This is a genomic window from uncultured Methanobrevibacter sp. (assembly GCF_900314615.1).
GTDB lineage: Archaea > Methanobacteriota > Methanobacteria > Methanobacteriales > Methanobacteriaceae > Methanocatella.
Genome location: NZ_OMWA01000004.1, coordinates 15,714 through 38,772, shown reverse-complemented (window position 1 = coordinate 38,772; position 23,059 = coordinate 15,714). Strand labels below are relative to the sequence as shown.

Annotated in this window: 26 protein-coding genes; 9 read left to right on the top strand and 17 right to left on the bottom strand. The window is 33.9% G+C overall.

Annotation, left to right across the window (positions count from 1 at the left end):
- Positions 1-56: 56 nt before the first annotated feature.
- Positions 57-1,730, top strand: a complete 1,674-nt coding sequence (locus QZN33_RS01860; protein ID WP_296788976.1) for an MATE family efflux transporter — start codon at positions 57-59, stop codon at positions 1,728-1,730.
- Between the two features lie 65 nt (positions 1,731-1,795).
- Here QZN33_RS01860 and QZN33_RS01855 read toward each other — a convergent pair whose 3' ends face one another.
- On the bottom strand, positions 1,796-2,092 hold the full coding sequence (locus QZN33_RS01855; RefSeq protein ID WP_296788972.1) for an STAS domain-containing protein: 297 nt from the start codon (positions 2,090-2,092) through the stop codon (positions 1,796-1,798).
- Positions 2,093-2,209: 117 nt separating this feature from the next.
- Here QZN33_RS01855 and QZN33_RS01850 point away from each other — a divergent pair, with 117 nt between their 5' ends.
- Genes QZN33_RS01850 through QZN33_RS01840 form a run of 3 tightly spaced genes read left to right on the top strand, consistent with a single transcriptional unit; the run spans position 2,210 to position 4,638 of the window.
- The gene (locus QZN33_RS01850; protein ID WP_296788969.1) at positions 2,210-2,482 is read left to right on the top strand and encodes a metal-sensing transcriptional repressor; all 273 of its coding nucleotides are present in this window, start codon (positions 2,210-2,212) and stop codon (positions 2,480-2,482) included.
- Positions 2,483-2,541: 59 nt separating this feature from the next.
- Positions 2,542-4,404, top strand: coding sequence for a cation-translocating P-type ATPase (locus QZN33_RS01845; protein WP_296788967.1), 1,863 nt, complete (start codon positions 2,542-2,544; stop codon positions 4,402-4,404).
- 30 nt (positions 4,405-4,434) lie between these two features.
- On the top strand, positions 4,435-4,638 hold the full coding sequence (locus QZN33_RS01840) for a heavy-metal-associated domain-containing protein (RefSeq protein ID WP_296788965.1): 204 nt from the start codon (positions 4,435-4,437) through the stop codon (positions 4,636-4,638).
- Positions 4,639-4,653: 15 nt separating this feature from the next.
- Here QZN33_RS01840 and QZN33_RS01835 read toward each other — a convergent pair whose 3' ends face one another.
- Positions 4,654-5,409 (bottom strand): alpha/beta fold hydrolase, encoded by a 756-nt coding sequence (locus QZN33_RS01835; RefSeq protein WP_296788963.1) that lies wholly within the window; start codon positions 5,407-5,409, stop codon positions 4,654-4,656.
- Between the two features lie 335 nt (positions 5,410-5,744).
- Between QZN33_RS01835 and QZN33_RS01830 the strand changes: the two genes are divergently transcribed.
- Together QZN33_RS01830 and QZN33_RS01825 are read left to right on the top strand one after the other, a co-directional pair.
- Positions 5,745-6,761 (top strand): phosphorylating glyceraldehyde-3-phosphate dehydrogenase, encoded by a 1,017-nt coding sequence (locus tag QZN33_RS01830; protein WP_296788961.1) that lies wholly within the window; start codon positions 5,745-5,747, stop codon positions 6,759-6,761.
- 38 nt (positions 6,762-6,799) lie between these two features.
- Positions 6,800-7,636 carry a TIM barrel protein gene (locus QZN33_RS01825; RefSeq protein WP_296788959.1) on the top strand — a complete coding sequence of 279 codons (837 nt, stop codon included), beginning with the start codon at positions 6,800-6,802 and terminating at the stop codon, positions 7,634-7,636.
- A gap of 5 nt (positions 7,637-7,641) precedes the next feature.
- Here QZN33_RS01825 and QZN33_RS01820 read toward each other — a convergent pair whose 3' ends face one another.
- Together QZN33_RS01820 and QZN33_RS01815 are read right to left on the bottom strand one after the other, a co-directional pair.
- The gene (locus tag QZN33_RS01820; protein ID WP_296788957.1) at positions 7,642-8,817 is read right to left on the bottom strand and encodes a zinc ribbon domain-containing protein; all 1,176 of its coding nucleotides are present in this window, start codon (positions 8,815-8,817) and stop codon (positions 7,642-7,644) included.
- 10 nt (positions 8,818-8,827) lie between these two features.
- Positions 8,828-9,892, bottom strand: a complete 1,065-nt coding sequence (locus QZN33_RS01815) for a metallophosphoesterase (protein ID WP_296788955.1) — start codon at positions 9,890-9,892, stop codon at positions 8,828-8,830.
- 93 nt (positions 9,893-9,985) lie between these two features.
- Between QZN33_RS01815 and QZN33_RS01810 the strand changes: the two genes are divergently transcribed.
- Complete coding sequence (locus QZN33_RS01810) at positions 9,986-11,110, top strand: AAA family ATPase (protein WP_296788954.1); 1,125 nt, start codon at positions 9,986-9,988, stop codon at positions 11,108-11,110.
- An 11-nt stretch (positions 11,111-11,121) separates the two neighbouring features.
- Here QZN33_RS01810 and hemA read toward each other — a convergent pair whose 3' ends face one another.
- Genes hemA through QZN33_RS01795 form a run of 3 tightly spaced genes read right to left on the bottom strand, consistent with a single transcriptional unit; the run spans position 11,122 to position 13,425 of the window.
- The gene (hemA, locus tag QZN33_RS01805; RefSeq protein ID WP_296788953.1) at positions 11,122-12,324 is read right to left on the bottom strand and encodes a glutamyl-tRNA reductase; all 1,203 of its coding nucleotides are present in this window, start codon (positions 12,322-12,324) and stop codon (positions 11,122-11,124) included.
- The gene (locus tag QZN33_RS01800) at positions 12,321-12,941 is read right to left on the bottom strand and encodes a bifunctional precorrin-2 dehydrogenase/sirohydrochlorin ferrochelatase (RefSeq protein WP_296788951.1); all 621 of its coding nucleotides are present in this window, start codon (positions 12,939-12,941) and stop codon (positions 12,321-12,323) included. Before QZN33_RS01800 ends, hemA begins: the two co-directional genes overlap by 4 nt.
- A 1-nt stretch (position 12,942) precedes the next feature.
- Positions 12,943-13,425, bottom strand: coding sequence for a methanogenesis marker 9 domain-containing protein (locus tag QZN33_RS01795; protein ID WP_296788949.1), 483 nt, complete (start codon positions 13,423-13,425; stop codon positions 12,943-12,945).
- Between the two features lie 150 nt (positions 13,426-13,575).
- On the opposite strand from QZN33_RS01795, the gene QZN33_RS01790 reads away from it, so the two are divergent.
- Complete coding sequence (locus QZN33_RS01790; RefSeq protein WP_296788947.1) at positions 13,576-13,722, top strand: hypothetical protein; 147 nt, start codon at positions 13,576-13,578, stop codon at positions 13,720-13,722.
- A 6-nt stretch (positions 13,723-13,728) separates the two neighbouring features.
- Positions 13,729-14,415 (top strand): M48 family metallopeptidase, encoded by a 687-nt coding sequence (locus QZN33_RS01785; RefSeq protein WP_296788945.1) that lies wholly within the window; start codon positions 13,729-13,731, stop codon positions 14,413-14,415.
- Positions 14,416-14,425: 10 nt separating this feature from the next.
- Here QZN33_RS01785 and atwA read toward each other — a convergent pair whose 3' ends face one another.
- The 10 genes from atwA to QZN33_RS01735 form a co-directional block, all read right to left on the bottom strand.
- Complete coding sequence (atwA, locus tag QZN33_RS01780; protein WP_296788943.1) at positions 14,426-16,024, bottom strand: methyl coenzyme M reductase system, component A2; 1,599 nt, start codon at positions 16,022-16,024, stop codon at positions 14,426-14,428.
- A gap of 72 nt (positions 16,025-16,096) precedes the next feature.
- Positions 16,097-16,807, bottom strand: coding sequence for an MJ0144 family RNA dihydrouridine synthase-like protein (locus tag QZN33_RS01775; protein WP_342764132.1), 711 nt, complete (start codon positions 16,805-16,807; stop codon positions 16,097-16,099).
- Positions 16,808-16,836: 29 nt separating this feature from the next.
- Positions 16,837-17,598, bottom strand: a complete 762-nt coding sequence (locus QZN33_RS01770) for a GTP cyclohydrolase III (protein WP_296788938.1) — start codon at positions 17,596-17,598, stop codon at positions 16,837-16,839.
- Positions 17,599-17,619: 21 nt separating this feature from the next.
- The gene (gene cofD / locus QZN33_RS01765; protein WP_296788936.1) at positions 17,620-18,525 is read right to left on the bottom strand and encodes a 2-phospho-L-lactate transferase; all 906 of its coding nucleotides are present in this window, start codon (positions 18,523-18,525) and stop codon (positions 17,620-17,622) included.
- A 12-nt stretch (positions 18,526-18,537) separates the two neighbouring features.
- Positions 18,538-19,299 carry a coenzyme F420-0:L-glutamate ligase gene (locus QZN33_RS01760; protein ID WP_296788934.1) on the bottom strand — a complete coding sequence of 254 codons (762 nt, stop codon included), beginning with the start codon at positions 19,297-19,299 and terminating at the stop codon, positions 18,538-18,540.
- A gap of 36 nt (positions 19,300-19,335) precedes the next feature.
- Positions 19,336-19,962, bottom strand: a complete 627-nt coding sequence (locus QZN33_RS01755) for an IMP cyclohydrolase (protein ID WP_296788932.1) — start codon at positions 19,960-19,962, stop codon at positions 19,336-19,338.
- Positions 19,963-19,978: 16 nt separating this feature from the next.
- The gene (locus tag QZN33_RS01750) at positions 19,979-20,392 is read right to left on the bottom strand and encodes a biopolymer transporter ExbD (RefSeq protein WP_296788930.1); all 414 of its coding nucleotides are present in this window, start codon (positions 20,390-20,392) and stop codon (positions 19,979-19,981) included.
- Between the two features lie 8 nt (positions 20,393-20,400).
- Positions 20,401-21,240, bottom strand: a complete 840-nt coding sequence (locus QZN33_RS01745; protein WP_296788928.1) for a MotA/TolQ/ExbB proton channel family protein — start codon at positions 21,238-21,240, stop codon at positions 20,401-20,403.
- A gap of 90 nt (positions 21,241-21,330) precedes the next feature.
- Entirely contained in the window at positions 21,331-21,945 is a 615-nt protein-coding gene (gene rnhB / locus QZN33_RS01740; RefSeq protein ID WP_296788926.1) for a ribonuclease HII, read from the bottom strand.
- A gap of 38 nt (positions 21,946-21,983) precedes the next feature.
- Positions 21,984-23,057, bottom strand: coding sequence for a rod shape-determining protein (locus QZN33_RS01735; protein WP_296788924.1), 1,074 nt, complete (start codon positions 23,055-23,057; stop codon positions 21,984-21,986).
- Positions 23,058-23,059: the final 2 nt, after the last annotated feature.

Below are 23,059 nucleotides of genomic sequence, written 5' to 3'. Positions count from 1 at the left end.
TATTACCTTTTTTAAATAAATTCTTAATTATAGTATTCGAAGTTAAGGATTTGAAAATGACACATGAAATAATATCCCATAAATTTAGAGAAATATTTTTGCCGACAATGCTCATAGCAATGGCATTAAATATAACTGTCATCGTAGATGCCAGTTTTGTAGCTACATACATAGGCCATAATGGACAGGCAGCACTGCAAGTTTTAGAGCCTTTAGTGCTGTTAGTTACAACTTTTGAATGGCTGTTCGGTCTTGGAGGACAAATTCTATCACTTAACAAAAGAGCAGAATTTGATATAGAGGCAAGCAATAGTTATTTTACATCAGCACTGCTGACTACATTTGTGATATCAGTACTGATAATTATAGTATGTTTTTTATTTGAAAATCAGATGATTAACTTATTGCATCCTCCATCAGCAGAAGTTGTTCCTTTTGTTAAAAATTTTGCATTTTACCTGTTTATAGCGTTTCCAATTGCCACAATCCTGACTGTCATAAGCCAGTTCATCCGTGTTGACGGCCAGCCAAATTTCGCATCAGCCTTAATTATAATTGCAAATATTGTCAATATTTCTTTAGATTATGTCTTTTTAGGTGTTTTCCACATGGGCATCAGCGGAGCTTCACTTGCAACACTCATAGGATATATAGTGGGTATGATTTTTGTTTTAAAATATTATTTTGACCCAAAAAGAACATTTAAAATTGTTAAAGTTAAATTCTCAACATGGATTAAAAATTCCCTTGAAATAATCAAAGTAGGTTTTCCTGGAGCAAGCGTGGGACTGTTTGATTTGATGCTGGTTTATATAATGAATCTGATACTGGGAGGCATTTTAGGAACTATAGGTTTAGATATTTATAATGCCTGCGTAAATGCACTGCTGATAATAAGCATAATAGTTGTAGGGTTTGCAGAAACATTGTCATCCGTTGTTCCGGTTTACTATCTGCAGAATGATTTTTTCAACATCAAATTCATTGTGAGAAGGTCAATAGTACTGTCACTTATATGTTCAATTGTATTCATATCCGTTTTATGGATTTACCCTGATGCATTTTTAATGTTCTATAATCTGCATGCAGTAGACGATTCAATTGTGGAAGCCGCAATCAGACTGTACTCCTTATCCTTCATACCGTTTGTCATCGCAGAAATTCTGATATTTTATTATGAAGGTATAGAAAGAACCCTTGCTTCAACACTGATAGCTATCATTTCAACATTTCTCGGCCCTCTTGTATTCACCTACATGTTATACCCTGTAATCGGCCTCAACGGCATATGGATATCATTTGCATTAGGATTTATTCTTTCAGTAGTTGTAAATGCAGTTTATGTTAAAATAGCAGAGATGAAAGAAAGCGAATACTCAGGAACATTATTTATTAAAAAGGATCTTGTTGAAAAAACAAGAAACTACTCCCTAAAAAGTGCAAACGATACAGAAAAAACAGAGATGCTCAATCATTTAAGGACACTGAAAGTCAGCGATGATGCCTGCAACGAGATAAATAATCTTATCGAACATATCTTCAAATCAAATGAAGAAAACGTTTTTCTGGAAGTCCTGCTGATAGATTACGATGAAAAAATATCCATCAATATAAAAGATGAAGGAAAACGGGAAATCATAAAAAATAACGCAGAATTTTCAGACAATGACAACATAAGCTACAGTGAAGTTTTAGGATTCAACAATGTTGAGTATGTTATCAAAAAGTAAGGCATTTATATTAAAATTAAGTTTTAAGAGAGCCCATATCATTTACAGACTCAAAAAAAAGAAGTTTATTGGATATTTAAGATGGTGTCCATTCCAGACATTACGAGAATTTCTTTTATAGTGTCATTGACCTTAATGACAAATGGAATATTGTCCGGCTGTAATTTTTTAGCTACAACAACCAAAACTCTCAGACCTGCACTGGAAATGTATTCTAATTCTTTTAAGTCAAAAATCAATGAATCAAACCTACCCATTTCATCCATTACTTCATTTTCAAAATCTGGAGCCGTTACTGTATCGATACTTTCTGTAACTTTAATAGTTAATTCTTTTCCATTATAATTTTTTGTAAGATTCATCATATCTCCTTAAGAAATTTATATAATTATATTATATTTTGTCTAATAATTAAATTTTTTGATAATCTTTATATACTATGAAAATTATATACCCCTATAGGTATAGGAAGTGTTATTTTGAAACAATGTATGGATACAGACAATCTTCACAGAAGAATAAAAAAAATCATAGGTCAGTTGAATGCAATAGATCGCATGATTGAAGAGGATATTCCCTGCGAACAGATATTAATGCAGGTTAATGCGTCAAAATCAGCATTGCATAAAGTCGGACACATTATTGTTGAAGGTCACCTCGAGCACTGTGTTAAACAAGCAATGGAAGATGAAAACATTGATGATGCTTTAGGAGATATTTCATCAATTTTGGAATATTACTCCAGACTTTAATTTTTTTTAAAATAACTTTATACCCTATGGGGTATACCTATACAATGGGGCTGTTTAATATGAAATTTACAAAAGATGAAAAAAAGGACATTCTGTTTATTGTCATCTCAGCAATCAGCTTAATTAGCAGTTATATTCTATCTCTCAACTACATTAGCTGGATTGCAGTTTTACTATGTGGAATACCAATATTTAAAGAATGCGCTGAAGGATTAATCAGTGAATTTGACATAAAAGCAGATTTACTTGTAACTATAGCAATTATTTCATCAATAATTATTGGAGAAGTATTTGCTGCAGGAGAAATTGCAACTATCATGGCAATCGGAGGATTTTTGGAAGAATACACTGTAAGAAAATCTCAAAAAGAAATAAAAAACCTTATTAATATGACACCAACATCAGCTACAAGAATCAAAGCTGGAAATGAAGAAAAAATATCAGCAGAAGAAGTTGAAATCGGAGATACTTTAAAAGTACTTCCGGGCGAAAGCATTCCAACAGACGGAATAATAATAGAAGGAGAAACCTCAATTGACCAGTCAACACTTACAGGAGAATCCATACCTCAAGACAAAAATGTTAATGATGAAGTTTACAGCGGAACAATAAATCTTTACGGATCTTTTGTGATGAAAACCACCAAAACAAGTGAGGACAGTTCTCTTCAAAAGCTTGTCAGATTAGTTGAATCATCAAGTCCTGAAAACTCAAAAATAGTCAGACAGGCAGACAAATGGGCAACAATGATTGTAGTGATAGCATTCACAGCAGCAATATTAACCTACCTGTTCACATTTGAAATTGCAAGATCAGTTACAATTCTGGTAGTATTCTGTCCTTGTGCACTGGTTCTGGCAACACCAACCGCAATTATGGCCGCAATAGGCAATCTGACAAAATACGGAATATTAGTTAAAGACGGAGAATCCCTTGAAGAGCTGGCATACATCGATGAGCTGGTATTCGATAAAACAGGAACACTGACACATGGAACACCTGAAGTCGTCGGAGTCATATCACAAAACAAAGAAGAAATGATGTATTTACTGGCTTCATTGGAATCAAAATCAGAACATCCATTGGCTAAAGCAATTGTGAGACATTATACTAGAAAAGATTTGGCTAAAGTATCTGATTTTAAGATGCATATCGGAAAGGGAGTCAGCGGAATTGTGAATAATTCAAAAGTAGTTGCAGGAAATTATAATCTGATTAAAGACGAAAATATCCCGATAAAATTCCGAGAAAGTGAAAATGGAGAAATTCAGATTTTTGTAGCAAAAGATGGTGAAGTGATTGGAAAAGTGCTTCTAGCAGACACTTTGCGTGAAAGCTCAAAACAAACCATATGGAATCTGAAAAGAATGCACGTGAGAACAACACTGCTTACAGGAGACAATGAAAATACCGCCCTCCAAATTGCAAATAAAGTTAAAGTCAGAAACGTTAGGGCAAACTGTCTTCCAGAGGACAAAACCGAATATATTAAAGAAGAGCAGGTGAAAGGAAACAGAGTTGCAATGATTGGTGACGGGATAAACGATGCCCCTTCACTTAAAAAAGCCAATGTGGGAATAGCTATGGGAAGTATCGGAAGCGATGTCAGCGTAGAAGCAGCAAATATTGCACTTATAAACGACAACATTTCAGACATTCCGCACCTAATTGGAATTGCCAGAAAGACCGTAAAGACAATCAACATCAGTATCGGGTTTGCATTGACACTGAACATTATTGCAATGGCACTTGCAGTTTTAGGCATCTTAAATCCAATTGAAGGAGCATTGATACACAATATAGGTTCCGTTATTGTTATAATCTATTCTTATACATTAACCAAATACAGATTTTCAAAAAAAGAGTATAATAGAATTAAAAAATTAGGCATAACTAAACCTTTAAATAAACAAATGACATAATATTAACTATCGATAAAAAGGTGATTTATTATGGCTGAAAAAGAAATTAAAGTAGTGGGTATGCACTGCCCATCATGTGTAAAAGCTGTTGAATTATGTTTAGAAGACGTTGATGGAATTGATTCAGCTAAAGCTGATTTAGATTCTGGAGTTACTACTATCACCATGTCCGGTGACGTAAGTGATGCAGACATCAATGATGCAGTTGAAGAAGCAGGATTTAAAGTAGAATAAATCCTCTTATTTTTCTTATTTTTTTAAAAATTCTTTTATATCATCCAATACTTTCTTATTATTTTCGCCGATAAGCAGATTATGCTTAACGTCCCTATAAACTACCAGTTTTGAATTTTCAATTTTTTCATGCATGTCATGCTGAGTGGCTAAAAGAGTAATATCATCATATTTGCCTGCCAGAATCAGTACAGGCACTTTAATTTCACAGAGATGATCTTCAACATCAAAATCAAGACATGCCTCTGCCGCTTTAATATATGCCTGAGTATTTGCGCCAGGAGCAGACATCTGTTTAAACATTTCAAGTTCCTCCCTGTTGCTTTCAATTACATCAGGGCACATTATCATAGGCAATATCACATCAAAAAACTCTTCAAAACTGCTATTTAAAGAATTGATAAACTGATTGAATATTGCCTGCATATGATCATCTGTTTTAAACGGAGATGACATCAAAACCATTGAGGATACTCTTTGAGGATATTCAATGGCGAATTTAAGTGCTATCATACCACCTAATGAAAAACCTGCCAGATTTACCTTATCGATTTTTAACTCCTCCAAAAGACCAAGCAAATCATTTACATAAACATCCATAGTTATTTCACCGTCCCCTAACGGTGAACTTCCATGACCTCTTAAATCATATCGAACAACCTTATAATCATTTTTAAGACTATTTGTTAAAATTTCCCAGTATAAAAGACTGTCTGAAAGTCCATGGATAAAAACCAGAACATCTCCTTCGCCATCAACATTAAAATTCATGATTAACTATGTATTTTAATTTGAATATAACTTTAACGATTGGTATTTGAATGCTGAAAATTAAATTTGAAAAGACTTTGATATATATCCCCTTTTAAAAATAAAATTAAAAAGTAAAAAGGTTAACGTTAAAGTAAAATCGTATTGATTTAATTTATAGAATAATACAAAACCCTCAAAATAATTAAAGCTAAAATTCAGATAATCAAATCTGAAAATGTTCAAGAAATTTGAAATCCTAAAATGTTAATATCAAATTTTAAATAAGTTAAAAAACAAATTTAAAATCATATAATAAATTTTAAAAAATTATTATAAATAAAAAAGGGATTAAAATGAAAACTGTCGCAATTAATGGTTATGGAACCATCGGTAAAAGAGTGGCTGATGCTGTAGCTGCTCAAGACGATATGAAAATTATTGGTGTAAGTAAAACTAGACCAAATTACGAAGCAAGAACTGCAGTTGAAGAAAAAGGATATCCATTATATATTGGAATTCCAGAAAGAGAACAACTATTCAAAGATGCCGGAATCGAAATAGCTGGTACTGTTGAAGACATGATTCAAGAAGCAGATGTTGTTGTTGACTGTACTCCTGGAAGTATCGGTCCGCAAAACCTTGAAATGTATAAAAAAGCAGGCGTTAAAGCTATTTACCAAGGTGGAGAAGACCATGAATTAACAGGTCTTTCATTTAATGCTATTTCCAATTATGACGATTCTTACGGTGCAGATTATACCAGAGTAGTTTCATGTAACACTACCGGTTTAACCCGTACATTATCAACAATCGACCCTATTGCAGATATTAAAAAAGTTAGAGCAGTAATGGTAAGAAGAGGATCCGACCCATCTGAAATCAAAAAAGGACCAATTAACGCTATTGTTCCAAATCCTCCAAAAGTACCGTCTCACCACGGTCCTGATGTAAAAACCGTAATGAACGGTATTGATGTTACCACAATGGCATTGCTCGTGCCTACCACTTTAATGCACCAGCACAACATCATGGTTGAAATCAACAATGAAGTTGAAACCGAAGAAATTGTTGAAGCATTAGAAAAACGTTCAAGAGTAATGGTGGTTTCTGCTGAAGAAGGATTAGGATCCACTGCTGAGTTAATGGAATATGCTAAAGAACTTGGAAGAAACAGAAACGATTTATACGAAATTCCAGTTTGGAGAGAATCCATTAACGTTGTAGGAAAAGAACTCTTCTACATGCAGGCAGTACATCAGGAATCTGATGTAATTCCGGAAAACATAGATGCTATCCGTGCACTTTTAGAAATGGAAAGTGACAACGAAAAATCTATTGCAAAAACCAACAAAGCTATGGGAATATTCTAAATTCCCTCCTTTTTTTACTATTTTTTTAACTGATTTATATGAAACATAGAGTACTTTTTGGACCTGCAGGAAGTCCAGTCAATTACAAAGGCGCAGCATATAAAGCTCCGAAATATATTCAGGACGAAGGACTTGATTCCTATGAATACCAGTCCCCATATGGAGTCAGAATTGGTGAAAAAGCTGCAACTACCCTAAAGGACGAATCCGAAAAACATGATATTTTAGTTTCAATGCATGCTCCATATTATATTAATTTATGCGCTAAAGAGGAATCAAAACTTGAAAAAAGTATCGGACACCTTATGGCCGCTGCACGTGCAGGAGAATGGATGGGAGCATACAGACTTGTATTCCACCCTGGGGCATACCTGAACAGAAAACCTGAAAAAGCAATGGAAATATCCAAAAATACTGTCAACAGACTATTTGAAGAACTTGAAGCTAAAGGTATTGAAGAATTTACATTTGCTCCGGAAACTACAGGCAAAAGAACACAGCTTGGAAATGTTAAAGAAGTAGTTGAATTATGTGCCACATTTGACCATTTTGAACCTACAATCGACTTTGCACACGTCCATGCAAGAGGCAGAGGATTTTTAAACAAAAAAGAGGATTACAACTGCATATTCTCAACAATTGAAGATAATCTTGACATTGATATTCTGCACTGTCATTTTACAACAATCGAATACGGCCGTGGAGGCGAAGTAAAACATCACGTATTAGCTGAAAGTGATGAATACGGTCCGAATATTGAAGATTTACTGGCCAATTTAATTGATAACGGCTGGAAAGCAAACATTATCTGTGAAACACCACAAAGAGATTTGGATGCTTTAAAAATGAAAGAAATTTATGAAAGTATGATTTAATACTTTCAGTAATCTTTTACTGAATCAATCAAGTCATCCATATCATTAAAAAGATTGTTTATATCATCATTATCCTTTTTATTTGAACTCATGTGAATAATCAGTTCATTAGTCAAATCTTCCATCTTGTCAATGAAAGTTTCCAAAGTAGTCATTTTTGCATCAAGTTCTCTAACGACAAAAGGATTTTCAGATGCATCCATCTCATCCATTTTTCTTGCAATATCCACCTGAATTGAAAATAAGTTGTTTGATTTAGTAATGGATGATGTAAAACGTTCATAAGCAAAATGATCAGGGTCAAATAATTTTTCAACCAATTCACTAGCTTTTTTCTGTTTGATATTATATTCCTGTTCCAGTTTGGTTATTTTTGATTCATATTCTGACGGAGCTTTTTTAATAACCGGCTCTTCTGGTGCTTTAGGCTTTTCTTTATAAATAGGCTTTCCGCATTCGGAACAGAAGTTTTCATTACCGTTAATGCGGGCTCCGCAGTAAATGCAAAAATGATTATGGTTATCTTCAGATGACATACTATTATTATTTAAGTATTTATCTTTTATAAATTTTAATTCCCTGATAAAAGATTCGTGGAAAATTACAAACCTGTCAAAACGCAGAAGCAGATTTTCCTTTGCAACGTCAAAATTCTCATTAGGATAGGCAATAGTGATTGAAGCAAAACTGCTTCTGGAATCCTTTGCTGAATCGATTAACCCCTTAAAAGAATTTATCAGTTTATTCTGGGAAGTTTCATAGCTATCTTTCAGCTCACCCTCTGCATTTTTTAAAAGAATATTCAAAAGCGCCAGTTCCTCAAAAACAATATCTGACAGTGAAATTAAAATGTCATCAAACAGGCCAGTTAATCCTTCAAATACATCACTCATGCGTTTTACTCTTTGTCTGAAAATTGCAAACTGAGATTCTTTTGAAATATCATCCATTTGCCTGCGATACTTTTCAATAGATTGGGAAAAATCATCCATAAGATTGAAATATCTTGAAGACACATCAGAAAACTGATTAGCGACCTGCATCATGAATTCTTCACCAGTTAAAGTATAGTCCAAGCTATCTAATTTAACATTTTCATAATCAAACCTTAATCTACCGCATGTTAAACAGAAAAGGTACTCATCATTTACAATTTTGCCGCATGACATACAATGACTCATTTTACACACTCTATGTTAATTTTAGAATAACCAGTTCGGAATCTGTGCCCCATCTCATAGGAATGTCAGTTGAACCGACCCCTGTTGTTACGTGCAAATATTTGCCGTCCTTATTCTTAAATAATCCCCTATTGTATTTATACATTAACAAATCTGCAAACTGAACTGCAGGATAGAACTGTCCCCCATGAGTATGGCCGGACAGCTGAATGTCAAAGCCTAAATTAGAAAATTCCTCCCAATAATAGGGCACATGATAATTTAAAATGTTTATAAAACCTTCTTTGATAATGGATTGGTCAACCTCAGGCATTTGCCTGTCACCGACACTGTAAGAGATTCCGCAAATATTCAGACATTCAAATTCAAGAGATTTGTTGTCAAGGACAATTATTCCGGCTTTCCTGCATGCCTCAACAACACTGTCAATTCCAGGATAATAATCATGATTTCCGGGAGTGAAAATTATAGGCATATTCACATCCTTAAACTCCATAAAGTCATCTTCCTCAACGACGCATGAGCCATCTACCAGATCACCGGATATTATTGCCAAATCGCAATCTTTTTCAAGTTCCTTAAATTTATTTGCAATCTGGCTGATGATGGCTTTATGACGTGATGATCCGAAATGAACATCAGACAAATGAATTATTTTGATTTCACGACTTATGTTATCGATTTTTAAAGTTTTTTCATGGACTACCAGATTATGAGCCTTATAATAATTATATGCCCCCAATACAGGAACAACTGCCAGTAATGCGCAAATCAAAGCAAAAGGAATCTGTACAAAGATTCCTACAATGTAAATTGCAACAATGTCAATGAGAAACATTACAGAAGCCCACATCCAGATTCCATCCAAATTTGATAAAAACCTTCCAAAAACGGTTGATTTATGAGCTTCAAAAAACATTGGAACAAGATGAATAAAACCAATAATAATAGCAATTCTGATTAAATGAATATCCTCAACTCCTCCAAAGAGCAAAAAGATATATTTTAACAGAAAAAACTGAAATAAGGCATAAAATGGAGTTATGAATATAACTCTCCTTGTTCTGTAACTCATGAAAAAAAAACTCCTTGAAATTATTTTGTCACATCAAATATTTAAATAATTAAAACAAATGTTATTTTATAAAAAATATCGGAGGTGAGTTATTTGAAAAGTGACAACAAACAGCAAGAAATTAAAACAACCGGTCAGAAATCTGTTAAAAAAGACACTAAAAGCAAAGATTATGCGGAGCTGGTTATCTTAAAACCTGTTGGATATCCTTTTGATTTTCCTATGATGGACGAAGATATAGAAATTAAAAACAGCGCATTATTTGAAGAATATGCTCGTGAACAGTGGCTTGGACTGGTTGTATGTGAAAATTCACACTTATTTGATCAAAAAATCATTCCCGATTACGGTTTTGAAATCGTTACTGCAAAACCAAATAACTCAATAATTTCTGAAAATACTAAAATCAAATTAATCACCGATGAGTTAAATTCCAAAAAAGAAAATTTAAATATTAACTCAAACATACGCCTCCATGATATTGTTGGACAGAAAAATGCAAAAAACAAGGTTAAAGTAATTACCAAATACCTGGAGGAACCTGAAAAATTCGGACCATGGGCTCCGAAAAATATCCTGTTTTACGGACTTCCGGGAACCGGTAAAACCATGCTTGTTAAGGCTCTTGCAAATGAGCTTGAAGTTCCACTGTATCTGATTAAATCAACAACATTAATTGGAGACCATGTTGGTGACGGTGCATCCAAAATACACGATCTGTTTAAAAAAGCCAGTGAAAATTCGCCTTCAATCATTTTCATTGATGAAATTGATGCTGTAGCTCTTCACAGGTCATTTCAGTCATTAAGAGGAGACGTGTCTGAAATTGTCAATTCTCTTTTAACTGAAATGGACGGCATCAGTGAAAACGAAGCTGTCATAACTATCGGAGCGACCAATAATCCGACTTCTCTTGATTATGCAGTAAGAAGCAGATTCGAAGAGGAAATCGAATTCAAATTGCCTGATGATGAAGAAAGACTGACCATCCTGAAAAATAATCTCAAGACCATGCCTTTAGATTATGATTTGGATTTGGAAAAAATTGTCAAATCTACAAAAGGACTGTCCGGAAGGGATTTGAAAGAAAAAATACTCAAAACCTCTCTTCACAATGCAATAGCCAATGACAGTGAAACAATCACCATGGAACATGTCAATTATGCAATAAAAACAAGTAAAGTTAAAAATAATGATGTTAAAGGAATGTTTGAATAAACAACTTCCTTTTATTTTTTAAAATTAAAAATATATTCTGCCGCTTCAAGAATATCAGTATTTTCATCCTTTGCAGCTTTTTTTAAGTTTTTAGATATGTCGAAAAATATCTTGTTGACTATAGAATTTGTTAAATTATCTAAAATTTTCACACTACCATCTACATCAGCCAATTTAACTGATGCTTTTTGAGTTTCACGTTGTCTTATATCTTCCATAGATGCTCTTAAATTACCAAGAAGTTCATCAACTTCCATTATTTTAAATGATTCTTTAAGTAAAAGGAACTCTTCATTGATGATATTTTCAGCTTCACCAAATTCCTTAATTCTAAGCTGAGTATTGATGTCTGCGATTTCCCTTAAATCATCAATATTGAATAATTTAACGCCAGTTTCAGCTACATCTTCAGAAATATCACGAGGATTTGCAATATCTACCATCATAACATTATCATAATCCATATCAATGTCTAAAATACGTTTTTTGGTTATTATCGGATGCGGTGCACTGGTAGCACTTATAACCAAATCGGCAGTGGCCAGATATTTTTCCAGATCGCTGAATAAAATAGCTTCACCGCCAAGGTCTTTTGCAAGATCAACTGCAACATAATAAGTCCTGTTTGCAACAAAAATAGCACTTAAATCTTTTTCAGCCAGTGCTTTAGCAACCAGTTTGCCCATTTTTCCGGCACCAATTACAAGAACTGATTTTTCATCCAGACATCCCATGTGTTTTTCTGCAAGGTCTATAGCTGCAGAACCAATAGAGACTGAACCTTTGTTAATGTTGGTTTTATTTCTTACGACCTGACCGACGTGAATAGCTTTTGTAAAAACAGCATCAAGATAACGGCCACAATGACGGTTCTTCATTGCTTTATGTTTTGCATCCTTTACCTGACCTAAAATCTGGTCTTCACCAACAATCATTGATTCAAGACCTGAAGTCATACGAAGCAGATGCATTACGGCAGATTGACCATATTCTATTATAATACTTTGATTTTCATGAGACAATAAGTCATCATCTTCTGAAATGTAGTCATTATGAATATAGTATTCTTTCCTGTTGCATGTGGAAATTTCAATATATTCCCCAATGGAATATCTTTCCTGCAGCTGCCAGAACAGATCATCAATTTCTTTTGCGATATTCTCCATTGACTGGACATCTGCAATTTTATGGTCAACCCTTAAATTAAGTATCACAATAATCCCCTTATTAATTTTTCAATATAATCCTTAGCTTCATCAATTTGTTTATTTTCAATAAATTCACTGATTTTTTCATCTTCAAAAATAGTGTAAAGACAATCACGCCTTTCCTTTTGGTCTTCAACTTTATCCTTTAAAATGGAACGTGCAAAATCCTGAAGTTCAATCTGGGCAATATCATCTTCAGTGATGATTGACTGGATTTTTTTTCTGAGCTGGCGTGCCATCAACGGACTTTTTCCATTGGTAAAAATAGATATTTCTATATCCCCAATATTGAAACTTGTCGGAACAATAATATTGCCTTCCAAGGGAAAATCAGCACGATTAACTAATTTATCACCTGCAATTTCAGAAACATGACATGACATCTCTTCATCACCGCTAGCAACTACAACCAAATCAGCCCATTCAACCAGATTATTTACATCATCAGTTGAAGCTAAAACAGCACCTTTGCTTTTTAAATCTGAAGATAATTTATTTCCTGCCAGTTTTACATTGGCACCATGGTCTAAAAATTTATTGGCCCGCCTGGTTGCAACTTCACCAGTTCCCAAGATAAAAACGTTTAAATCAGAAGTTTTTAAATAAAGAGAAGTCCAATCCATTTTAATCAGATTTTTCAAGAGATCTTGAATGTAAAACTTTTACAGCAGCTCTTAAATCATTATTGCAATCAGTCAATACATTCATAGCTTCAAGTTTTGAAATGTGAAATGTTTCAGCTAATGCTTCAGCCCTTTCATCAGGGTCTGGTTTTTGAACTCCAACCAATCTTTCAGACAGTTCTTTTTTCAAGTCCAAATATTCATCATGACTCATTCCCATGTTCCTTAATGTCATATCTCTTAACGGACATGGTTTAGATGGTTTACAACACCATACCAGTGAACCAAAACAGGTCCCTGCTCCTTCACCTAATCTAGTTTCTTTTCCAAATTGAACTTTAATATCGACAAACTCCTGTGGAGTTAAATTAACTTGCTGTAAAGCATTTAATACAGGACATGGTTTAACCGGAGGACAACAAAAAGCAAGTCCTCTAATATCTCCACCTCTACAAATATGAGATGGTGCATCTTCCCAAGTCATGATAAACCTCCAATAATAATTTTCATTCCTCTGTTAATAAATATAAAATAATAATATAATTTATTTTAACTTTGAATATATAATCTTTTTTATAGAGCGATATATAAACACCAAATTCAGAAGATAATAAAAAAATAGCTGAAGATTGAAATGGAACCTGGAAGTGAAACACTTCTTAATATTACAGAGAGCAAAAAAAGCGACCACTACACGATAATCTCCTCAGAGGATTTGAACTTTATAATATCAGATTTGAATCTGACCCCAATGTTTAAAACATTATTTGACCATATTTAAAATTACATGACAAAAGAAACTATAATTATTGAAGAGATTACCATCACCCTGGAGAGAAAAAACATTAAAAACATGTACCTGAAGATACTGCCCCCGGAAGGCGAAGTTAAAGTATCTGCACCACTTTTTTTATCAGATGAAGACATCTTCAATTTTATTAAGTCAAAAAAAGACTGGATTTTAAAAAAACAGAAATATATTCTTGAAAATGGCATAAAAGCTCCTCTAAAATATGACAATGGAGAAACACATTACTTATGGGGAAAGGAATATACTCTACAGTTGATTTCCAATGAAAACATCAAACATGTCCTGATTGATGAAGAAAAATCAGTTATGTATCTGCCAATCCCTAAAAGAAGCACTATAGATAAAAGACGCAAAATATTAAATGAATTCTACAGAAGCGAGATGAAAAGAGCCGTTCCTCCAGTTTTGGACAAATGCACAAAAATCGTTGGAAGAAAACCTAGAGAAGTCAAAATCAGAAGCATGAAAAATTGGGGAAACTGCAATCAGAACAGACGAATTACATTAAACTTAAATCTTGCAAAAAAAGACCCTGAATGTCTGGAATACGTAATGATTCATGAATTATGCCATCTGATAGAATTCAATCACGGAAAAAAATTTAAAAAATTAATGGACACATACTGTCCGAATTGGAAAATAATAAAAAAAAAGATTAAATGAATAAGAAGATTTATCTGTCTTTTAACATGTCTTCTTTTTCATCTGGAGTTAATTGCTGAACAATTTCTTCAGGAGTACCTATATCCAGGAGTTTACCTCCCCTCATTAAAGCTGCTCTGTCACATACATCTAAAACAAAGTCCATATCGTGAGATACAATAATGAATGTTTGTTCTAATTCTGTACGAGCTTTTAAAATAGAATCTGTTACAATAACTCTTGTAACCGGATCCATAGTACCTGTAGGTTCATCCAATACGATGAGTTTAGGTTCTTTAATTAAAACCTGAGCAAGAGCAATCCTGTGTTTTTCCCCTACACTTAACTGGTCAGGATATTTATCAAGGATTTTTGCTGCAACATCTTCTGTAAATCCTACAGTTGTTAATGCATGAGTAGCTTTAATTTTACCAAATTCAGCAGGTAAATTTAAACTGATAGCATCAGTAAGGTTTCCTAAGATAGTTCTGTGAGGATATAATGAATATTCCTGATGCAATAATCCGATATAAGGAATAACTCTACCACGGTTTAAAGGACCGACTTTTGTCATGTCAATCCATTCATCACCAAGTTTTATATCAAGTTTACCGCTACTTGGTTCAGTCAATCCCATTAACATTCTGGTTGTTGTGGTTTTACCGGAACCGCTTAAACCTACAATACCGAAGATTTCCTCTTTATTAATAGTTAAATTGACACCGTCAACAGCTTTAACTACTCCCCTTTCAATGGAGTAATAATGTTTTTTAACATCTTCGAGAACTACTTCAGGTTCACCGAATTCTGGAATTTCCGGTTTTTCTGGAACTGGAACAGTTTCCATGAAATGACCAACTACAGTTTGAGCATCTCCTTCTTCTTTGATTTGACCATCTTCTAACCAGATTACTTTATCTGCAAGTTCAGTCATTACTTCCGGCCAGTGAGAAGTAATTAACATGGTGATTCCTTCATCTTTTACTCCTTCTTTTAAAGTATTGTGAAGTTTTACAGCAGTTTGTGGGTCTAAAGTACCTGTTGGTTCATCTGCTAAAAACATCATAGGTTCTTTAGCCAATTGTCTTGCAAGCACTACTCTCTGTTTTTCCCCACCACTTAAATCACGGGCAATATGGGTTATCCTATGGCTCATTTGAACCATGTCAAGCAATTCTATAGCAAAATAGATTTTATCATCATATTCCATCTCATCGCCCATTGCTCTGATAACGTTTTCAATTACAGTTTCTTCATCGTATAATGCAAAGTTACGTTGGAGCATGATGGAAATTCTTCTTTTGATACTTGCGAATAATTTTCTCTCAGCATTGAAGAAATCAACTTCTTTTTGTTCTAAAGTAGCACCACAGCTACATTTTTCACCAATATGTGACGGAGAATCAACAGCCAAACAGTCAGGACAAACAGCAAGATTAAGCATTATCTGACCTTCATCAGGCTGATAATCCAATGTACCTCTAAGCATGTTTATTAAAACTGATTTTCCACTTCCACTACGTCCTAAAATTCCTAAAGTCTCACCTTCATTAATCTTCAAATTAATATCTTTAAGAACATCAACACCGTCGAATGTTTTTGTAATATTCTTAAGAGTTATAAAATCCATGAAATCACCTATTAAAATATTTTTTATTTTAATCTATTAATAATACTTTCTAATAACAATTGTTTTAATAATTTAAAAATTAGCAATATTAAAATCTAAATTCCCTGAAATAAGAGAACGAGCTATTGAAAATCCATAAACTCCAGTATCAATCATTTTTTTAACATTTTCTAAAGAATTTACTGAGTTGTTTCCAATAACATTAATATTCGTTTCCCTACAAACTTTTTTTAATAAATCATAGTCTGCATCGAATACTCCTTTTTTCATTGCATCAATATGAAGATAATCTGCACCTGCATTTTCAATTGTTTTTGCTATATCTAAAGTATCAATACCCTCGACATTAGCTCTGATTTTAACTGAAACTTCACAGTCAACATTATCAACAATTTGAGAGACAAAATCACCCAAATCATCCCTTCTCAACATTTCCTGTCCACAACCAATAGCTACAATTTCATCTTGGCGACAATGACAGTTAATTTCAATAATATCCAAATCCTCAATTTTATCCAAATCTATGACTGGCTGCGGAGTGATTGACCGTACATTTGCAGATACCTTAACATCTTTATGTATCTTTTTAATTGAAGCAGCTTCACGTTCAATATGAGAATAAATTTCATCTAAAGGAAAATCAAATTCTTTTCTTCCCCTTTCGATGATTTTTCGGCTTGCTTCAATAGTAGGAGAATCCAGACTGTATCCTCCCAAAGTAGCTACATCAAAACCGTATGGAATAACCTTATTTAAAAAATCAGCATCTGTTATTCCTGCCATAGGTGCAACTACTTTAAGCATGATTTTCCTCAATATTCTTTTTCAATAACCCAAGTCCACATTTCATTGTTGTGAGCACGGATTTCTTCAAGTCCGATATCTGCCATGTATGCTGCATCTTCTGCATTTTTTCCACGACCGATACCTGCTTTAAGCTTGATTCCTATTTCTTCATCAATTTCGACCATGATCTCTTCAATCTCTTTTTCACTGAGGCCGTTACATGGAGACATGAAGTTATCTCCGCCGATGAAGAACAATAATGCTCCTTTTTTAATTAATTTTGTCATTAAATAATGTTGAGCTTTGTTAACCATGAAACTTGTATCAAAAGCAGATTCTATATCTGTTAATGTTTCAGTGACACTGTTAATATCAATATGAGCTGCCTGAACATAACTGTCTTCTTCACTGACCAAACTGTCAATAGCCAATATTTCTTTTCTTTCACCGGACTGTGCACTTCCAGCTTTTTGCAAAGCAATTGTTGCTAATTTTTGAGCTTCGTGCGGAGTTTCAGCAGCGCCTACACCCATACTGACAGTGATAGGATATCTGTTTCTGATTGATCTTTGAATTCTTAAATGATCTTCTTCATCAAGTCCGTTTGAAATTGCAAGCAAATTATCGAATCTGGTAAAGAAAACTAAACCTTTTTTATTACCGAAATGATTATTCAAATCAGCGAATAAATTTGCTTGAAGCATTTGTAAGTCAGACTCCGTACGTGGTCTTGGAGTTACAGTCCAAGGACCATAATTGTCAATTTGTATTAATGTCATTTGTATCATTGATTAACCGCCTTTAAAATATTAAGGAATACTATCCATAATAATTTGTGCGAGATTTTTTTTCGCACCTAAATTATTCATTATAGTATTTGTAATTGTTACCTTATTAATTATTTGATTTATTTCGCCTTCCAAATTTTCATCTTCATTATCAATTACAATATTATCTAAAAAATTTTCATATAATTTTGCCACACCGACTGATGAAATATCCATGCCCAATGCTTTCATAAATTTACCTGCAGGACCGGATACCGCATCAGAACCAACAATTGGAGATACTGCAACAACATAAGTTTCTTTTAAAGCTTCTTTAACACCTTCTAAAGACAATATTGGCAAAATTGAAGTAATCGGGTTTGAAGGACCTATAATTACTGCTTTAGAATTTTTAATTGCATCAATAACACCTTCAGCAGGTGAAACTTCTGAAAATTGAATATCGAGAACTTCAGGTTTCTGCTGATGTTTTATTAAAAAGTCATGAAACTCCAACTCGCCGATATCAGTGGTAAGCTTGATATTTGAATTTTCATTGCTCATAGGGATTATTTTTGAAGTCAGACCCATATTTTTGGCCTGAATTTCACATGCTTTAGCCAGACCGTACTTCTCCATAAGCAATGTCTTTTGTATTTTAGTTGCTCTGTCCTTATCTCCTATCCTTAACAGTTCAGGACAGTCAATTTCTTCAAGCCTTTCATGAGTAATGAATGTATCGTCTTTAATACCATACCAGAACTCCTCATTTATCATATCAGACATTGTATACAGTACAGTATCAATATCAGCCGCAACGTAAACGCCAGCAAAATAATCATTTTCCAAAGTATTTACCACAATAGTCAATTCACTAGGATCGACTATTTCCTTTAACCCCTGCAAAAGCTTAGGAGTACCAGTTCCACCAGATAAAACAGTAATCATAATATTTCCCCATTACCTAAATACATCAAATTCTTTTGGCATTAGCAAATCACTGATGTTAGAGTCAACGTTTCTAAGTTCATCAAAACTGCCAAACCCTCGAATTAAAACAACAGGAAGACCTTCATCAGCCTGTCCCATAACAAGAGATGCCGCAGCGGACAGCTCATCAGCAGTAGCAATTTCAGTTGTTTCCAGTTCTCTACCATACAAATCTTTTTCACCGACTCTTCTCCAAAGAGGTGAAATTCCAGAACAGCCAATAGCAGTACCTATAGCTCCAAATCTGAATGCTCTTCCCTGAGTGTCAGTAATAATCACAGCTATTTCTTCGCCAAATTCTTTTTCCAAAAATTCTCTAATTTCAAAAGCTGATTTATCAGCATTTTCGGGCATCGGAGTAGCTAAACCGTCTCCGACATTGGACTCGTCAATACCTGCATTTGCACAGATAAAACCATGTTTTGTTTCTGTGATAATGAATTTAGGCCCTACTCGCACAACCTCATTTGATTCCTGAAGGATTGCTTCAACAAGTTTCGGGTCTTTTTGGGACTGTTCAGCTAAACTCAAAGCGTCTTCAGATGGAGTCAAATCATCCAATTTAATGAAATTGCCTTCAGATTTTGAAATTAATGTCTCGGCAATTAAAATAATGTCCCCATGTTTGATTGAACATCCCTGAGTGTTAATTGCATCTTTGATAATTGCTGAAATATCATCACTATCATCAACAATGGGTATATTCTCTAAACCTATCAGTTCAATTGTCATAATATCATCTAAAAAAAAAATTAAAAAAAAATAAAATTATGGATTATAGACATCAATAGTCCATTCTCCATCAAAAACAGCTGCACAAGAAGTTACCGGCTTTTTATAATTAGCAAAAGTACCTTCATCAAAAATAAATTTGGCTGAATCCGCAGCAGTTTTAGCATCAAATTCTACTAAATCATGCACTTGACTTCCATATGTTGAGATGAAAACCGCATCTCCATACGGAACCTGTTCAACTAATAATTTTTTATCATTTGCTATTCCAATATAACATCCATATTCATCTTTCTTATTTGTTGATGTAACAACAGCGGCAATTCTTGGAGTATGATAGTCATCCTTTTCATAATCCATAGTAAGCAATGAATATGCAATTGCATCCTTGATATTCATTCCTAAAGCAATCTTATCTGCTATAACATCAGTATGAGAACCGTTTGATACAATAGCCATATCTCTTACGATACGGACACAGTTGTATGTGATATAGGTGTTCTCATAAATATCCTTTTCAAAACCTTCCTTTGGCACGATAGCAGCACGGTTTTCAAATTTTAAGCATTGCCTATTAGGAAATGACCTGCTTGAAACACGATATGCTACAAAAGGTTTACCATCACTATTCATCCCTGTTGATAAAATTCTACCAGTATACACTATATTTCCCCCAAAATTATACTTCCGGACGTTGAACTGCCTTTTCTACAGATATGTCAGGCGGTGTTGTAATCACAATTTCACCAGGCTTAATTGAAACTTGACCCTGGTCAATTACCTTAGCCTGAACACCAACAGCCCCTCCCGAGATTGCATCAGATCTATCCTGACCGTTTACTGTAACCTTATGCAAATTAGCGACAGGCACAATATAATACTCCTGATCACCGGAAACATCAGTTACGTTTGGTTTTCCGGTAGCCTCAGAGGCAACATCAGAATCATCAGTTTGAACATCAGTAGCTGAGAAGTTACTTGTTACAACTAAAAAAATCATTATTGTGAAAAGAATATCAATAAAAGGAACTAAATTGATACTTGGTTTTTGATCCAAAACTTTCTTTTTATGTCGTTTAACATCAATTGCCATCTAATCACCTATTGTTTCAGTTTACTTTCAGTAATTTCAGCATTAACATTACATTTTTCTAAAATAATATTTGAAATACTCTTATCCAACATACTAGGCTTGAATGAAACCTTAATGTTAGCATAAGGGTCGGAAATTAATCTTGTATTAACAACACCTTCAGCTTCCTGTAAAGCTTCAAGCGCACATTCAACATTAGAATCAACTCTAACTTTAACTACAGCAAAACCCCAATTGGTCATTTTTGTAGCTAATTCAATTTTGTCCATTTCAGATTCAATAAGGTCTTGAATGTAAGAATAAATCGGCAATAAAACAATTGCAACTAAAAGACCCATAATTGTAGTTGTTAAAGCAACATAGATACCTTCAGCCATAGCTGCAGAATCCGGATGAACACCTAATGATTTAAATGTCATCCAAATACCTATTACAGTACCAATCAAACCCAAGAAAGGAGCTAATTCTGTAATAGTCCTGATTGTACTTAATCCTTTAGTCATTTTTGCTACTTCAACAATGAAAATCTGCTCCATACTTTCTTCAACTTCGGTTTTATTTTTATAACCAATTTTTAAAGTTTCAGAAATAATCTTAGAAATAGGATTTTTAAAGCCATTAATCTGTTTTAATGCTTCTACTGCACCGCCTCTTTCCATAGATGCAGTAACAACACCAAATATTTCAGTAGTATCCACTTTACTAATTCTTCTAAGATACAAAATCTTTCTTATTGAAATAATTAAACCATAAATACCAATAAAAAGAATGATATATGTAATGATTCCACCCTGAGAGAAGATATCTACAATACTATCAATAAATGGACCAATAAATTCAATAATCATTTTCATCCTCTAATTAACGTTAATTAAAAAACTTATAAAATTAGATATATTAATTCATATACTTAAATATTATTTAAAAAATAGGCCAAATCATTTCATTTTGGCAACAGTTGCCCAAGACCTTCTTACAAAATCAGGCATTTCATCATAAGTATATTTTGCTAGGAAGTCTTTTGTTTTTGGATCTGAAGGATAACCTGAACCAATACCCCCAGATTTTATGAAATCTTTATTGATTTTAGCAATCTGATCGTCTCTTTCGGCTTTAGCAATAATTGACGCAGCACTAACTTCAATATATTTATCATCGGCCTTATGTTCGGCAATGACATTGACTCCTGTGTCATTACATAAATTTTGCTGGAAACGTTCAGCTTTAACGTCAACAGCATCGACAATGGCCTTTTCAGGTTTCATTTTCAGTAAAATTGATTCCATCGCATTCTTTTCAATTTCATTAAGATTGATGCCTTCTGCTCTCATTTCATCGATTTGCCTTGCAGTTATGACAACAACCTCATAATCAAACATTTTTTTAAGTTTGCGAGATAAAATAGTTCTTCTGTGAGGAGCTAATTTTTTAGAATCTTTAACGCCCATGCGTTCTAAAACTTTTTCCATTTTTTCAGGAACAATAACACCAGCAATAACCATAGGACCTAAAACAGAGCCTCTGCCGGCTTCATCCATACCTAAAATATCCATAAAAATCAAAATAAAAAAAAGAGAAATAAATAAAATATTTATTTCATAGCCCTAAGACGGACTTCAGGTTCTAAAGCAAGAGGTTCAGCAGCAACAATAGCAGTACCTTTTGCTACAACAGTCATAGGATCATCGGAAATTTCTATAGGAATTCCAATTTCATCGAAGATTCTTTCTTTAAGTCCTCTGAGTCTTGAACTTCCACCTACAGCAACAGCGTTGTTATAAACACCCATCATTAATTCCGGAGATAATCTTTCCAAGATTATGTTTAAACCGCCAATAATTTGTTGCATGTAAGGTTCGACTGCTTCAGCAACGAGCATTGAGTCAATGACAACTTTTTTAGGTCTGTTGGTTTCTAATGATTTACCGATTACTTCAACACTTAAGTTTTCAAGTTGTTCGCTGGAATGAACCATTCCCACTTCAATTTTTGCAGATTCCGCATCGTGAATACCAATAGCCACATCATATTTTTCAGCGACAAGCTCCACAATTTTATTATCGATATCGTCTCCACCGCACCTTACGGTTTCAATATCATTAATACCACCAAGAGAAATAATAACAATATCAGTTGATCCAGCACCAATATCGACAACCATGGTACCATTTGGTTCTGCAATAGGCAAACCTGCACCGATAGCAGCAGCTAAACCTTCACTGATAACTAAAATATTTTGAGCTCCAGCTTTTCTGCCGATTTCTTCAGCAGCATTTTTTTCTACTTCAGATGCATCACCAGGAATACCAATAACAATTCTGCCAACACTTTCACCCTCATTAATACCAATCTGCATTGCTTTAATGAGTAATGCCTGTGCCTGTACAACATTTTCAATAACACCTTTTTTCAAAGGTCTTACAGCAAGAATATCCTCAGGTGTTCTTCCAAGCATTCTTTTAGCTTCTTCACCAACAGCTAAAACTTCTGAAGGGTCATCCTTTTTAACTGCAACAACTGATGGAATTTGATATAAATCAAATTTGTCACCAGACGGTTTTGCAATTACTGTATTTAAAGTTCCTAAATCAATTCCGAGACTATTGCTAATGACTCTGGTATTCTCAATTTGTGGTTCTTCCTCATCTTTTCCAAAAATATTCATGG